Genomic DNA, 15,579 nt, shown 5'->3' on the forward strand with positions numbered 1-15,579 from the left:
GATTAATCCTCTTTCCAAGATACGTATCCAATTTCAACACTAGGCTTTGCATTCAATGTTAAATCGCCAAATTTACCGGCCTGCGCCATATAATAAGCTCGGCATCCAATCATGGCCGCATTGTCAGTAGACAAAATTTTATGTGGTTTGTAATAAGTAAAACCTTCTTCTACACACATAGCTTCTAAAGCCTTTTGTAATCCTTTATTGGCTGATACACCACCAGCAATAGTAATACGACTTTCACCTAAAGTATGTGCGGCATCTTTCGTCTTTTCTACCAACACATCAACGATGGCCTTCTGGAATGATGCAGCCACATCAGATTGATTGATAGGTTCATTCTTTTGTTGCTTACTATTTAAATAGTTTAAAACGGCAGACTTTAAACCACTAAAGCTAAATTCAAAATTACCTGGTTCACTTAAAGCCTTTGGAAATTCAATAGCCTCTGGATTCCCTTCAGTGGCAAGGGCATCGATATGAGGGCCCCCTGGATAAGGGAATCCCATGACCCGTGCAATCTTATCAAAAGCCTCGCCAGCTGCGTCATCTCGTGTTTGACCAAGAACATCAAATTCTTCATATCCTTTTACATGTACTAACATGGTATGACCACCAGAGACAACGAGACTTAAAAATGGAGGCTCCAGTTCTGGATTAGCTAAAAAGTTTGCAAAAATATGACCTTCCATATGGTGCACTGGCACCAAGGGTATCCCGGTAGCAAAGGATAACCCTTTTGCAGCAGCTACACCAACTAATAAGGCCCCTACAAGACCGGGACCATACGTAACACCAATATGATTGATATCTTGTAAAGTCACATTTGCATCACGTAATGCTTGGTCTATTACGGGTATCACTTGTTCTATATGATGACGTGATGCAATTTCAGGTACAACGCCACCAAATTTTCTATGTATTGGCACTTGGCTTGAAATAACATTAGACAAAACAGTGCGCCCGTCCTTAAGGACAGAAGCAGAGGTTTCGTCACAACTACTTTCCAAGGCTAATGTGTATATACTCATTCTATTTCCTCTGAAACGAGAGACATAATATAAGCATCTTCCGTAGGCTCTGAATAATAATCTTTACGAATTCCTTTTACAGAAAATCCTAAATTTCTATACATAGCCAATGCTGCAAGATTAGATATGCGCACCTCTAAGAAAATTTCTTTCATACCTCTCATAAGACATTCATCTATTAATTGTTTTGTAAGTTTTGATCCGTATCCCTTACCTCGTGCGGAAGGAATAATGGCGATATTCGTAATTTGACCTTCATCGTATACAAGCCAAGCACCTGCATATCCAACAATTTTGTTCTCCTCACAAATTACCATATATAATTTATTTGATGCCCCTTCTAACTCAACGAGAACAGATTCTAAACTCCAAGGAACAGAAAAAGACTGTTGTTCAATAGCATAGATAGCTTGAGCATCATCTATTGTAGCCAAACGAATCTCCATTATTCGACTCCTGCTGCCTCAGTAACTACAACTGTAGGATTTTGTTTCAACATTTCAGGATTATTTTTATGGCGTTCTTCCCATAACACTTCTGCTTCTGATCGTCGAATATAATAAGGAACCATATCCATAGGGTCAGAACTCTCTTCAGAGCCTACCAATCTACGGCCAGCTAGTAATAGAGAACTAGCTTTTGGAATACGTTGCGATATATCTAAAATCGTTAAATTTGTATCACTTTCATCTAGTAGCTTCTCTATTCGCTTAACGCCATCCCCAAGGAACACTACATATTCTTCAGAGGCTCGGAGTCGATCTAATAAATCATTAGCAGCAATGACAAAAGGCTCCTCTTTGCAGACCAATTCATTACCATCATATTTGTAGATACCTGCATAGACATGTTTTTTCTGAGCATCGATAACGGTACAAATCGTGCGGTCCGTATAAGCTACATTACGAGCTAAACTGTCCATGGTCATTACGCCATATAAAGGAATTTGTAAGGCATAAGCCATAGCTTTAGCTGTCCCCATACCAATACGTAAGCCTGTAAAAGAACCAGGTCCAATGCTAACCATAATACCTTTTAATTCACTTTTTTCAACTTGAGAAGCTCGTAATAGCATATCAATATGAGGTACCAACTGCTCAGAATGAGTCAATCCAGCTTGAATGGTCAATTCCCCAATTAGGCAACTTTCATCTATTAAAGCCACACTCGACACGAGAGAGCTCGTCTCAATCCCCAACCACATATGGGCCTCCTATTTCTACTAAATCACCCGTTGTAAGGTAATCACTAGTTAATGTAATGGAACGACTTGTATCATCAATACGTGTTAAATGAATCCATAGCGTTTCATCAGGCAATTCATGAACGAATTTATCTGCCCATTCTACAATGGATACGCAGTCTTCTGTATATTCATAAAATCCAATATTTTCCAGTTCACTAATATCTTCCAAGCGATATACGTCAAAATGATATAAATGAGTTCTATTCACATCATAGGTATTCATGATGGCAAAGGTGGGACTTGTAATTTCTTCAGTAACTCCAAAGCCCTTTGCAATGCCTTGCGACAAATGTGTTTTTCCTGTCCCCAAGTCACCAATGAGTGCTATACAAAGAGGATGCCCATTATGTTTAACCCATTCGCCTAATAATTGGCCAAATTGTTGTGTGTCTTCTACTGTATGAGTCTTTAAATGAACCTGTACCTTATCCTTCATGAAAATGATTATATCCTTTCGCTTCTATGGTCTTAATCGTTTTATCAAGTGTTACCATTTGAACCCGAGGAGGGCCAGATAAAACTTCCCCAATCAACGTAATGCCTGCTAGCTTTTCCAATTCCGAAAGTAGTGATTTTGGCGCTGTAAAGACTAACTGAAAGTCTTCTCCACCATACAAAGCATAATCTACTGGATTAGTTTGTAAATGCTTAGCTAATTCGTAAGTCTCCTCGTGTAAAGGGATTGCTTGTTCTTCAAATACAATGGAAACATTACTAGCTACAGCGATTTCATTCAATTCACTACCTAGTCCATCGCTAATATCATTCATACTATGAATACCAAGTCGTCGCAATTTTTGCCCCAATTCAATCTGTGGTTCAGGACGTTGATGCCCCACTTTGGTCATATCATAGCCTACTAAATTATAAGATAATGCTCCTAAACCTGTAGCTGCATAACCTACATAGTTTGTAACACCTACAACATCTCCTACTTTCGCACCACTTCGCATAACCGCAGTGCCTTTAGGAACCTCTCCGATAATTGTTACAGTCCAAACCATGGGGCCTTCCGTACGTACCGTATCTCCACCCAATATATTGAGTTGATATCTCATACACTGATCTTTAATTCCCCTATAAATTTCATCAAGAATGACTGTATCAACATGGTCTGGTGCGGCTACAGATAATACAATTTGTCTAGGTATACCACCCATAGCCGCAACATCACTTAAATTAGCCGTCATAAGGCGATACCCTACATCATAGGGCATCATATAGTGAAAGTTAAAATGAACACCTTCCACCATTGTGTCAGTGCTTATCAATTGCTCTGTATTTTGATCTGCTTTATAAATAGCACAATCATCACCAATACCGTACACTACAGTATTAGGATTATAAATCGTGTTATCTTGAATTTGACGAATGAAATTAAATTCCCCTACATCTTTTAATTGCATCTGATCACCTAATTTCCGATTATTACTTATTGTATTGTAACATATATAAAAGACAACAAAAATAGCAGATAGTTGATATATCAACTATCTGCTATAAATGTCCTTAAAAGAATTATTTTTTAATTAGATTCGTCATTCTCTTAACAGGTTCTTTAGTATCAAAGGAACCTACAGTTGGCACCTTTTTACCATTATTGACGAATAGAACACCATTAATATTATCAAAGGATGTCAATGTATTTACAATAGCAGCCATTTGTAACTTAACAGTTAAGTCTCCGCCATTACCCTTTACGAATGCATCATTTACTTCAACAGAAGCAATACCATCTTTTACAGTAACAGATGTAATTTCAATATCCTTAGAGAAGACTGGATATTTTTGTGCTCTATCAACATTTAACATCGCTAAAAGAGCTGCTTTAGGCGTAACTTTATTCGCCTCTATCTCAACGGTAGTTTGTTTTACCCCAGAACCATCCTCCGTAGGAACAAAGAAGGCCATCTTAACCTTTTCTTGAGATACTTTACTTGTTTCTGCATCCTTATTGACTTTCGTCTCTTGCGTAGGTTCACTTTTACCTGTTGTAGGAGCTTGTTCATGTGTACAACCCACTACAAATGCCAGCATACCTACACAGAGAATCGATAGAACTTGTTTACGTAATTTCATCGATTAACCTCCAAAGTAATTAGCAATACCATTTGCAATGCGGTTAGCAAAGTCTTCTTGAGTTTGAGGAGATTGTAGCACACGTTCCTCATTAGGGTTAGAGATAAAACCAAGCTCTACAAGAATTGCAGGCATATTAGAATGTCTCAACACGTATAAGTTACCCTCTTGAATGCCACGATCACCATTGAAACCAGGTGTGTTAGCAATTTGAGATTGTACCTTTTGTGCTAATCGAGCATCGTTACCAGTTTTGCTATAGTAATATGTTGCAATACCACCAACGCTAGGATTATTAAATGCGTTGATATGAACGCTCACAAGAACATCAGAATTACTACGGTTAGCCACGTTAACACGAGCCCCCAATTCATCAACACCACTTGCATTAGGACCATATACATCTACATCGGTAGTACGAGTCAAAAGTACTTTAGCACCACGATTTTCTAAAGATTTTTTCAAATACATAGAAATTGGTAGTGTAATGTTTTTCTCTTGTACACCGTGAGGTCCAATAGCACCAGAATCACTACCACCATGTCCTGGGTCAATAGTAATTGTTTTGCCAGATAAACCGCCACTAGTAGAGTATTTACCAGATCCTGTAGGTACATTTTTTGCTGGATGTGCAGATTGAGATGGCTTTTTACCATAGTAAGCAGGCTTAGCTACAGCACCTTTTTTCTGAACATCAACAACGATACGATACGGTTTCTTATTAACCGTATCTTTTTTCAAGGAAAAAACCTTTACATCACTAGTATCAATAGATGAAGGTGTCTTGATTGTTACTTTAACGTCTCTGCCATCTTGTGAAAGTTTAGCAGAGCTAGCAATAGCTGAGTCCATAGAAATGTTCTCTTTAGCCGTCTTTAGCTTTGTATTCTTTAAAGTAACAGTCGTAGTTTTCCCATCTTTGCTAATTGATGCAGATGCCTTTATAGGTGCCGATAAGTCCATAACAATACGAACATATGGTACAGGTGCATCTGTTCTAGTCACCCATCGAGCATCTTCCAAATTAGCTGCCTTTGCTTGAGTCAATAATAAAGGTATCGCCATCAAGACTGCAAGGCACATTAAAAATAGTTTACGCAATACATTCACTCCAATCTAACTGACATACATAGTGTCCAAACCATAGAGATGAGTCGATGATATTTTTATCTATCAAAATCTCATCGTTCCAATCTATCCATAAACTAATGTTAGATTATAAATAGATTATTTCATACAAACATGAAGATTAGTATGCCGATTACACATATTACTATATAAAGACCTTATTCAGAATACACAAAAACAGTTTCATAAAATTATTTTTTGTATAAGCAATCAAAACTAACGTTCAGTTGTAATTTGCCATTTATTCCCATCCGTACTAATATGAATACGTCCCATCGTATCTGTACGGTAAATAGCAATATTATTTTCCTGCAAGCGTCGTAATGTCACATCGTGAGGATGACCATACTTATTATACATGCCATTTGAAATTAATGCACTTTCAGGCTTAATAGATTTCAAAAAATCTTCAGAGCTACTTGTACGTGAACCGTGATGACCTACCTTAAGAATACGAGCAAACAATCTGGAATTCTGCTCTTTTATAAGTTTTTTCTCTTCTTGCCATTCAGCATCACCCGTGAAGAGCATAGAAAATTTACCAAAGATTAATTTACCTACAATAGAATTATTATTAAGATCTGTCTCCCCTTTTTTATCAGTTAAAGGTTCAACCCAAGGAGCATATACTACAAAGACAGCACCATGTCCAAAATCAACTACATCTCCATTTCTCAAAGTAGTTCGTTGAATTTTATTTTTCTCAATCCACTTTTCATAAGTTTTGTACATATTATTATCAACGGCAATACCATCATCATATACATGTTCAATAGGCATAGCCTTTGCAATAGCATAGAAACCACCCATATGATCAGCATGAGGATGCGTGATAATAATATTTTTTAGCTTTGTTACACCCATAGTTTTAAGTTGAGCTACAATATTTTCACGATGTTCTATGTCACCAGTATCGATCATGCTATACTCATCGCCTACCTTAAGTAATATAGCATCCCCCTGACCAATATCTAGCATATATACATCTAGCTTACCTTCAGGGGTAGTCGTTTTAGTATCGATTGAGTAAGTCCCATTAGCGTTAGTAGTTACTCGATTTGCTGCGTTTGCTACATCATTATTTGTGCAGCCTGCAATGGCGAAGATAGGAATACATAATACCAACAAGAAAGCTATAAAGCGTTGTATTCTATTTGTCATTCATAATCTCCCAATAATTCACTAACCACGAAGCCTAAAGAAGCACTGACATCACTCGGAGTATAACCCCAACTCTTTGTTTCATTCAGAATATCTGCACTACGACTATGTACATAAACACCGAGAATAGCACTATCTTGTAGTGAATAACCCTGACTTATAAAACCAGCAATTACACCAGTCAGCACATCTCCCATACCGCCAGTACCCATGCCCGCATTACCGATAGTATTTACATACACCGTTCCATCAGGGAATGCCACAATTGAAGGAATTCCTTTTAGTACAAGAATAACTTGATGAGCCTTAGCAAATTCTCTAGCCAACGTGATATAATGACGCTCAATCCATTTAATAGGTAAATCAATAAGTCTACTAAATTCACCTAAATGCGGTGTCATAACACAATATGGAAGTTCTCTTTCCACTGTATATGCAGACTCAATATCACCATCTCGCAAAGCATCTTTATTAACACAACCAACATGTCCCACTGCATACAAAGCATCAGCATCTAGTACTAATGCTCCTTCGTAAGCATCTAAGATATGATCCACTAAATCACAGATTTCACGGGTGCGACCTAAACCAGGTCCCATAGCAACAACTTGACGACAATCAAAAAGTTCTTTATTAGTCTCTGTGGAAGTAACCATCACCTCAGGTATGACACGGCTTTGTACAATCTGTTTAATTATTTTGGGTACAGCTAATGTTACTTTACCAGCACCACTATGAACTGCCGCTTCAGCAGCCAAAATAGGGGCTCCTATCATATCATTTGAACCACCAATAATTAAAGTGTTTCCATTGACACCTTTATGCGCCATTGGAGTACGATAGTTGATAATTTTTTCTGCTAAATCAGAATCAATGGTTATAGTTCTAACACGTTCACCCAGTACCTGCTGCCAAGGAGCACCCAATGGAGCAACCACAGCGGTTCCTCCTACAGCCTTTCCGGGATATAATAACAAACCTTGTTTGATAGCTCCAAAAGTAACAGTATAATCATAGGTCAGTGTGCCTTCTGCTACATGACCAGTAGTAGCATCCAAACCTGCAGGTACATCAATAGCCCACAAATCAAAATTATACTGACTACGCATAGTATCAATATCATTCAATATATCGATGGTCACCTCTCTTAACCTTCCAGTAAAGCCCGTTCCCATGATGCCTTCCACAGCGATGGCTACGTTGGACCAATCATTGAATTCATCATACATATCGATGCTACAGCCCATAGCTTTGCAGCGCTCAATTTGCACTGCAAAAAGATCACTACACTTGTTTATATCTCCTACTAGTACAATTTGTGCTGGTACGCCTTGCTCCATCAAATGGCGAGCCGCTACAAGGCCATCTGCCCCATTATTACCCGTACCACATATAAATAAAACAAAACTATTTATGGAACGGCCATTATTCAGGGAAAATAAATCGTACTCTCCCCATAAGGCATCTACGATACCACGTCCAGCATTTTCCATGAGGATTTCTAAAGAAATTCCTAATTGCTTAGGAACCTCTCGATCTATAAATCGAGCATCTTCTGTAGTTAAAATATTCATCTTATGCTCCTTCAAGTATAACTGTACTCATTGCATAATCCTTGCAATGACTAATCGATACATGAATATCAGTATAACCTGATGTTTCGTAAATATCTTTGAAAGTATCTTGTAAACGAATTAAGGGTGCGCCCCATTCATCATGATAAATCTCTATATCTTGCCATGATCCATACCTCATCCCTATACCTAAAGCTTTAATAAAAGCCTCTTTTGCAGCATATATACCTGCAAAGGATTCGTAGCATCCTTTATTCCGACTTTTACAATATTCAATCTCATGAATCGTATAAACGCGCACTTTAAATGAACTTGATTTCTCTATAGCTTGACGTATACGGTCAATCTCTATAATATCATTCCCTAATTTCATAATAGCTCCTAAAATACTCTAATACTATTATTATACACTCATAAAGGGGATTAAAACATAGGTAGTATCTAGACATTTACCGAAAATGGTAGGCTAGACAAACTATAAATTTCAACTTTACCTTTGCGATTGACCGCCATATACATTTGACCATTTCGACAATCCATGTCTTCTACTTCCATTCCAGAAGCATAAGGGCTAATATTTTTAACAACTCCCTCTTCATCGACGTATACAAAGGTTGTCAACGTCGTAAATAAAGTATTTCCATTAGTTGCGTAAGCACCGTTATTATTTAAGTTTGTATGATTAGCATCAATTTTATAAGAACGAATACGATTAAAATTGGAGTCGTAATAATTAATTGTCCGTTCAGAGTTTGTTAAAGGCACAATTGATACATATTCATTGCGTACTTTATCATATGCAAAATTAAAAACTTTCTCTTTTAGTTTAATCGGTGCTTCAACAATCATGCTATCCGCTTCAATAGGAGTAAGGTTATATCCATTTACAACAGCATTTGTTGTATAGTAACGATTATTGACAGAATTATAAGTTAAGGTATTCATATGACCTAATAAACTTTTATAACTATACTCATATTTTGCAACAACAGTAAAAGTTTTTGGATTAATTTCATAAATAATTTGCTTCGTATTATCTGAATTAATACAAGCTAAAGCAAAAACGTCTTTTTTGGAATTATAACAAAATCCTTGGCACTGATTTACAGATCCATCTAATGGTATTTCTGCCAAGCGAGATAATGGCAATGGCATCTGTACAGCGCTAACCTGTTGAGTAAGTTTAGGAATATCAAAAATATTTGTAATATAATCAATTATACCTTGATCCATACTGTCACCTCACGAAATTAATAATGTATATTATAGTATATAAATTCATAAATATAAAAATAGGCGGTAAGACAAAAGTCTTACCGCCTAATGTTGGTGCCGGAGGTGGGACTTGAACCCACACGGTGTTACCCGCTTGATTTTGAGTCAAGTGCGTCTGCCATTCCGCCACTCCGGCGTATCGGAACATTTGTTATTATACAGACATCCCTAAGCAATGTCAACATATTTTTTATATTTCATCTAAAATATTTTGAACCCTTTTCATATCCGTATCACATTGTTGTTTCCATGTAAGTGCGACACCTGTAATATAGCCTTTACGGGCAAATTCTACATCTGTAGGAACACTTTCAGCACCATAGTCTAGCTCGCCAGCTAACCAATAATAATCCTGTCCTCTTGAATTAATGCGAGCTTCGATAATATTACTGTAGGTTTGTAAGCCTTGGCTCACCATTTTAAAATGATCCCAATCACATGTGCCACGTAATGGGAAGTTCACATTTAGTAAACCGCTAAACTGACCCGCCACATAAATTTTCTCAATCAATTCATGTATAAATGGATGCATCTCGTCTCCCCGTTCAACAGAATATCTCTCAACAGATAATGCTAAACCGGGAATACCGTAAAAACCACTTTCCATAGCTGCCGAAACAGTGCCGGAATACAATACATCAGAGCCTAAATTAAATCCATGATTAATTCCAGAAATTACAAGATCTGGCATATCATCAGTCAATAAATAACTGAGACCGAACTTCATGCAATCGGACGGCGTTCCCGTTAGAGCATAAAGGCGAGGATTTTCATCCTCGCCATTGCAAGCATCTAATTTCAATGGAACCTCGGTCGTCAATGCATGGGATTTAGCACTTTGCTCATTAGCAGGTGCTACAACGGTAATTCTATAATATTGACTTAAATACGATGCAAGATGACGTAAACCATCTGCTAAAATGCCATCGTCATTACACATTAAAATATGCATAGTCACTCCTACAGATTCTATTTTTCATTCTTATTCATATTGCCCATACGTGTTAATTTAACATCATCTAAGCCCACAGCTCTCGTATGGACTGTATGAGACCATACCTTATTATGACGGCGGAACCACCCTAAAATATTTACTGGAATCCAAGAGTAAACAAATAATGGATATAGTAAATAGTAGAACCAAATCTTTGGTGGTACCTTGATTTTCAACAATACAATTAATGGGAATAGATATTGACCAACACCTATAATTGTCCATACAGACATAGGCATAATTTGATACAAAATATTTGTATAAATTGGAGTATACGCATTGATGTAGGATAACACCAAGTATACGGTTGTCAACAATAAGAAATAAGGTTGACTCACTTGGAATATACCATCCAAAATCATAATATTCCCTGTTTTGATACCAATAGCAAATAATTTAGGAATATATCGACCCGCACAGTCAAATTGCCCCTGAGCCCATCGTAAACGTTGTCTGCAAGAAGCCATCATAGTCGTAACCTTTTCATCGTATACGATAGCATCATGCCCCCAACAAGTACGGATACCATGAGTCAATAGTTTCATGGAAAATTCCATATCTTCGGTTAAGCTATTGCAATCCCAACCGTATTCGCGAATAATAGATGTACGAATACACATGCCTGTACCACCTAAAGCCGTAGATAATCCAAGACGATATTTTGCTAAATGCCACATATGGTTAACCATCCAAAAGGCGATAGAGAACGTACCGGCTACCCAAGAGTCAGTTGGATTTTTAGAGTTCAAGTAACCTTGAATTACAGACTCACCTTTTTCAAGATGATCATTCATTTCTAACATAAATTGAGGATGTACTAAATTATCGGCATCAAAAATCAGGAATGCATCATATTTCCGATCCATTTGTTCTACCCGATCAAACATCCACCCCATGGCATAACCTTTACCTATTTCTTGTTTATTTTCACGTACATGTACATTAGCGCCAGCAGCACTTGCTACTTCCGCAGTCTTATCTGTACAGTTATCGGCAACTACAAAAATATCGTATAGATCATCAGGATAATCTAGGCCACGTAAGTTTTTAACTAACTCACCAACAACAGCTTCCTCATTATGAGCGCATACAACGATGGCAAAGGAATTTTTAGGGGTATAATTTTTATGTACTCGCGATCGCCACATACCTACGACAGCGAGTATAAAATAATAAACCGTATAAATTACGATTATTACCTGCATAGGAATCAGTAATAGATCCAGTAGGTAATTCATACTATTCTCCTCCACACATCTATTTACGTACTATATTTAAAGCCCCGTTAATAAGCCCAAACATTACATAGCCAGCAAAAATCATAACGGCCCATGTATGCCAATCATACACGAGACAAGCTATAACAAATATGGCTGTGAGTACAATAGAAAGTTTATTGATATAAATCTCACTTTTACCTTTAAAATCGGGATATTTAACTTCACTAACCATAAGGAGACCTATACCAATCATACAAACTACCAACACAAATTGAGGTACCGATACGCCACACAATACGTAAGTCGCCGCTAAACATCCAGCGGCTGGAATTGGTAAACCTTCAAAATAGCCATGAACTTCGTCAGTTTTAATATTAAATCGCGCTAAACGAAATGCACCAAGCACTGCAAAGGCTAATAGTGGCACATATGCAATCCATCCTAAACCATATAATTCTTTCATATAAAGCATATACGCAGGCGCTACACCAAATCCCACTACATCAGACAGAGAATCAAGTTCCCGGCCCATTGGTCCTGCAACTCCTAAAGCTCTTGCTACACGCCCATCTAATCCATCTGCTACTAGAGACAATAATATACATATAGCTGCGCAGAAGGTATTATTTGTAGCAGACAACGTAATACCAAGAACACCAAATGCTAAATTTGCACTAGTAAATAAATTTGGAATAATAGATTTATTCATGTCGTAACCTCCCGATAACAGTATCACCGCCTGTAATATGTTGACCTTTTTCAACGAACAACTCTACATCCTTATCCATATAGAGCTCAGTACAGGAACCGAACTTAATCATCCCGTACAACTGACCGCGTTCAAGTACACTATCTAGGTCTGTCCAAGATACGATACGTCTTGCTAAAAGGCCCGCAATTTGCGTTACTAATACGGAAGTACGATCATTTTCAATACAAATAGTATGACGTTCATTTTCAAAACCTACATCATCTTTGAATGCTGGTAGGAAACTACCCATCGTATAGTGACGGTACGTAATTTTACCATCAATAGGCGCACGATTAGCATGCACGTCAAAAACAGATAAGAAAATAGTTACTTTTTTACACTCTTTATGTAAGTAAATATCTTCGTATACATCAGAAATATCCATGATTTTACCGTCCGCTGGGGATAAAATCAAATCTGGATCTTGAGGGATTACACGTTTAGGATTTCTAAAGAAATTAACGAAAAATAATGCCAGAATAAATGAAATAATCGCAATTACATAATGTCCTAAATATCCTAACACCACAGTGATAATGAGCATAGCTCCTATCAGAGGAAACCCTTCCTTAATTATTGGTCCTGTAGGCACGATTCAACACTCCTCTATTTATTTCTAATAACGGTCCACATAAACTTTGGAATAGCCAACATACGGCCAATCCGTTGAGGTTCTAAATATAATCGATACAACCATTCAAGTCGATTTCGTTGCATCCATTCTGGGGCCCGAGGAATATTACCTGCCAAGACATCAAAGGAACCACCAATTCCAATGGCAACTACGCCATCGAGGTGACTCAACTTTTCTGCAATCCATTGTTCTTGCTTTGGCACACCTAAGGCAACAAATACCAATTTTGCCTTAGATTCAGCTATAGATTTAATGATTTCTTGTTCCTCTGCACTATCAAAGAATCCGTCATGAATTCCTGCTATATTTAATGCACCTACCTGAGCAGATACATTATCAATCGCTCGTTGAGCAACACCAGGTGCCGCCCCCAAGCAGTATACAGGAATTTGATGAGTCGCCGCAACTTTAAACAATTCCATAGTTACGTCTACACCTGTTACGCGTTCAGGCACATGTTCTCCTTGACGCTCTGCAGCCCACAAAATGCCAGCCCCATCGGGAACGACGAGACTAGCATTATTCAATATGGAGTGCAATGTAGGATTTTCATTAGCCAACATAACCATTTCTGCATTAGCCGTTGCTACTAAATGTAGCCCCGGCTGTTCAGTTAATTGTAAAATACGTTGGACTGCCTCATCCATTGTGACACAATCGATAGGCACAGATAAAACAGAAATACGTTTATTCAATGTAATACTCCATTATCAACCACTATAATTTGGTGCTTCAACGGTAATGCTTACATCATGCGGATGACTTTCTTTCAAACCAGCCGCTGTAATTTGAATGAATTGAGTGTTTTCAATCATTTCTTGGATGTTATGACATCCACAATACCCCATACTTGCACGCAAACCACCAACCATTTGGAAAATTGTATCGGCCAGCATACCTTTATATGGTACACGACCTTCTATACCTTCAGGAACTAATTTCTTAGCTTCTGTTTGGAAATATCGATCTTTACTACCGAGTTTCATAGCCCCTAGACTACCCATGCCTCGATATACTTTATAAGAACGGCCTTGATAAATCACTGTTTCTCCAGGGCTTTCATCAGTACCCGCTAAAATATTACCCATCATAACTACATTAGCACCAGCCGCAATAGCTTTAGCAATATCTCCAGAATATTTAATACCCCCATCAGCAATGATAGGAACTCCATAACGACGCCCCACTTGAGCAGACTCATAGACTGCTGTAATTTGAGGTACCCCAATGCCAGCAATAACACGAGTTGTACAAATAGAACCAGGTCCTATACCAACCTTAACTGCATCAGCTCCAGCTTCGATAAGAGCCTCAGTGCCTGCTGCAGTTGCCACATTACCTGCAATTACAGGAATGTGAGGATACGCTTGTTTAATGTCCTTCAACGTTCGAAGAACACCTGCAGAATGCCCATGGGCAGTATCAACAATAATTACGTCAGCTTTAGCAGATACAAGCGCATCAAGTCTATCATACAAATCTTGAGAAACACCTACTGCAGCACCAACTAATAATCGGCCACTACCATCCTTTGCTGCATTTGGATATTTAGTCGCTTTTTCAATATCTTTAATCGTAATTAAGCCTTTTAAGTTACCGTCGCCATCTACAAGAGGTAATTTTTCAATACGATGTTCGCTTAAGATAGCTTTCGCCGCTTCAAGAGATGTACCTTCCGGTGCAGTAACTAGGGAATCTTTTGTCATACATTCCCCAATTTGTCGGCTTAAATCAGTTTCAAAACGCATATCGCGATTTGTAATGATCCCTACTAGTTTACCATGTTCTGTGATAGGTACACCAGAAATTTTATATTTTTCCATAAGTTCTGCTGCATCGGATAGTAAATTTTGAGGGCTTAAGAAAATAGGATCAACGATAACACCGTGTTCAGAGCGTTTTACCTTGTCAACTTCATGAGCTTGCTCTTCAATAGACATATTTTTGTGGATAACGCCAAGACCTCCTTCACGAGCCATAGCAATCGCCATCCGTGATTCAGTAACCGTATCCATCCCAGAACTAATCATAGGAATATTTAATGTAATGTCACGAGTTAATTGAGTTTTTAACTCTACTTGATTAGGCAGTATATCCGAAGCTGCTGGTATTAATAATACATCATCAAAAGTTAGTCCACGCATACCGAATTTATCGTCTCTCATATTTCTTTCCTTTCCGTATAATAAAACAAAACTACGACCCGCCTAGTCCCTATGGACTAGGCGGTCAGTCGTAGCCTTAGCGTTCAGACCGCAAAATGCCGCCTTCCATATAATCGTCTTTTTTCATATCTACGAAGATAACTTTTACTGCATCAGCAGGAACATTTACGATATCAACCGCAGCCTTTGTAATTGCTTCACCTAATTGTTTCTTTTGTTCTTTTGTACGCCCTTCGACGAGCTCTACATGAATAATTGGCATATTAACCTCCATAGATGAAAAAATGAAATAAATTGTTTGTTCTATTATACGGTATG

18 protein-coding genes and 1 tRNA gene are annotated in these 15,579 nt (G+C 37.9%); all 19 read right to left on the reverse strand.

Translation table 11 applies throughout. The features are described from left to right. Positions 1–2: 2 nt before the first annotated feature. Positions 3–1,034 carry a tRNA (adenosine(37)-N6)-threonylcarbamoyltransferase complex transferase subunit TsaD gene (gene tsaD / locus VPHSUH08_RS03565; protein WP_105086740.1) on the reverse strand — a complete coding sequence of 344 codons (1,032 nt, stop codon included), beginning with the start codon at positions 1,032–1,034 and terminating at the stop codon, positions 3–5. After that, a complete protein-coding gene (gene rimI / locus VPHSUH08_RS03570; RefSeq protein WP_012864456.1) occupies positions 1,031–1,480 on the reverse strand; it encodes a ribosomal protein S18-alanine N-acetyltransferase in 450 nt (149 codons plus the stop codon). The genes tsaD and rimI overlap by 4 nt, the downstream gene beginning before the upstream one ends. Further along, complete coding sequence (tsaB, locus tag VPHSUH08_RS03575; RefSeq protein WP_105086741.1) at positions 1,480–2,238, reverse strand: tRNA (adenosine(37)-N6)-threonylcarbamoyltransferase complex dimerization subunit type 1 TsaB; 759 nt, start codon at positions 2,236–2,238, stop codon at positions 1,480–1,482. Before tsaB ends, rimI begins: the two co-directional genes overlap by 1 nt. Continuing rightward, positions 2,222–2,716 (reverse strand): tRNA (adenosine(37)-N6)-threonylcarbamoyltransferase complex ATPase subunit type 1 TsaE, encoded by a 495-nt coding sequence (gene tsaE, locus VPHSUH08_RS03580; RefSeq protein ID WP_012864458.1) that lies wholly within the window; start codon positions 2,714–2,716, stop codon positions 2,222–2,224. The genes tsaB and tsaE overlap by 17 nt, the downstream gene beginning before the upstream one ends. Next, entirely contained in the window at positions 2,706–3,686 is a 981-nt protein-coding gene (thiL, locus tag VPHSUH08_RS03585; RefSeq protein WP_105086742.1) for a thiamine-phosphate kinase, read from the reverse strand. Before thiL ends, tsaE begins: the two co-directional genes overlap by 11 nt. 112 nt (positions 3,687–3,798) lie before the next feature. After that, positions 3,799–4,359, reverse strand: coding sequence for a GerMN domain-containing protein (locus VPHSUH08_RS03590; RefSeq protein ID WP_105086743.1), 561 nt, complete (start codon positions 4,357–4,359; stop codon positions 3,799–3,801). A gap of 3 nt (positions 4,360–4,362) precedes the next feature. Then, a complete protein-coding gene (locus tag VPHSUH08_RS03595) occupies positions 4,363–5,460 on the reverse strand; it encodes an N-acetylmuramoyl-L-alanine amidase (RefSeq protein WP_105086744.1) in 1,098 nt (365 codons plus the stop codon). Positions 5,461–5,703: 243 nt separating this feature from the next. Continuing rightward, a complete protein-coding gene (locus VPHSUH08_RS03600) occupies positions 5,704–6,648 on the reverse strand; it encodes a ComEC/Rec2 family competence protein (RefSeq protein WP_105086745.1) in 945 nt (314 codons plus the stop codon). Further along, positions 6,645–8,222, reverse strand: a complete 1,578-nt coding sequence (locus tag VPHSUH08_RS03605) for an NAD(P)H-hydrate dehydratase (RefSeq protein ID WP_105086746.1) — start codon at positions 8,220–8,222, stop codon at positions 6,645–6,647. The genes VPHSUH08_RS03600 and VPHSUH08_RS03605 overlap by 4 nt, the downstream gene beginning before the upstream one ends. 1 nt (position 8,223) lies before the next feature. Beyond that, positions 8,224–8,595 (reverse strand): holo-ACP synthase, encoded by a 372-nt coding sequence (gene acpS / locus VPHSUH08_RS03610; protein ID WP_105086747.1) that lies wholly within the window; start codon positions 8,593–8,595, stop codon positions 8,224–8,226. A gap of 68 nt (positions 8,596–8,663) precedes the next feature. Further along, a complete protein-coding gene (locus VPHSUH08_RS03615; RefSeq protein ID WP_105086748.1) occupies positions 8,664–9,455 on the reverse strand; it encodes a hypothetical protein in 792 nt (263 codons plus the stop codon). 94 nt (positions 9,456–9,549) lie between these two features. Then, positions 9,550–9,633, reverse strand: a tRNA-Leu gene (locus tag VPHSUH08_RS03620). Between the two features lie 54 nt (positions 9,634–9,687). Then, positions 9,688–10,449 carry a 5'/3'-nucleotidase SurE gene (surE, locus tag VPHSUH08_RS03625; RefSeq protein WP_004697320.1) on the reverse strand — a complete coding sequence of 254 codons (762 nt, stop codon included), beginning with the start codon at positions 10,447–10,449 and terminating at the stop codon, positions 9,688–9,690. Between the two features lie 17 nt (positions 10,450–10,466). Beyond that, complete coding sequence (locus VPHSUH08_RS03630; RefSeq protein ID WP_004697272.1) at positions 10,467–11,729, reverse strand: glycosyltransferase family 2 protein; 1,263 nt, start codon at positions 11,727–11,729, stop codon at positions 10,467–10,469. 19 nt (positions 11,730–11,748) lie between these two features. Beyond that, positions 11,749–12,420, reverse strand: coding sequence for a CDP-diacylglycerol--serine O-phosphatidyltransferase (pssA, locus tag VPHSUH08_RS03635; RefSeq protein WP_105086749.1), 672 nt, complete (start codon positions 12,418–12,420; stop codon positions 11,749–11,751). After that, complete coding sequence (locus tag VPHSUH08_RS03640) at positions 12,413–13,054, reverse strand: phosphatidylserine decarboxylase family protein (RefSeq protein ID WP_004696080.1); 642 nt, start codon at positions 13,052–13,054, stop codon at positions 12,413–12,415. The genes pssA and VPHSUH08_RS03640 overlap by 8 nt, the downstream gene beginning before the upstream one ends. 14 nt (positions 13,055–13,068) lie before the next feature. After that, positions 13,069–13,791 carry a WecB/TagA/CpsF family glycosyltransferase gene (locus VPHSUH08_RS03645; RefSeq protein WP_101928340.1) on the reverse strand — a complete coding sequence of 241 codons (723 nt, stop codon included), beginning with the start codon at positions 13,789–13,791 and terminating at the stop codon, positions 13,069–13,071. Between the two features lie 15 nt (positions 13,792–13,806). After that, positions 13,807–15,261, reverse strand: a complete 1,455-nt coding sequence (guaB, locus tag VPHSUH08_RS03650) for an IMP dehydrogenase (RefSeq protein ID WP_004696085.1) — start codon at positions 15,259–15,261, stop codon at positions 13,807–13,809. Between the two features lie 76 nt (positions 15,262–15,337). Then, positions 15,338–15,523 carry a 4-oxalocrotonate tautomerase gene (locus VPHSUH08_RS03655; protein ID WP_004696087.1) on the reverse strand — a complete coding sequence of 62 codons (186 nt, stop codon included), beginning with the start codon at positions 15,521–15,523 and terminating at the stop codon, positions 15,338–15,340. Between the last annotated feature and the right edge of the window lie 56 nt (positions 15,524–15,579).

The sequence above is a fragment of the Veillonella sp. S13054-11 genome (genome assembly GCF_002959795.1).
GTDB lineage: Bacteria > Bacillota > Negativicutes > Veillonellales > Veillonellaceae > Veillonella > Veillonella parvula_E.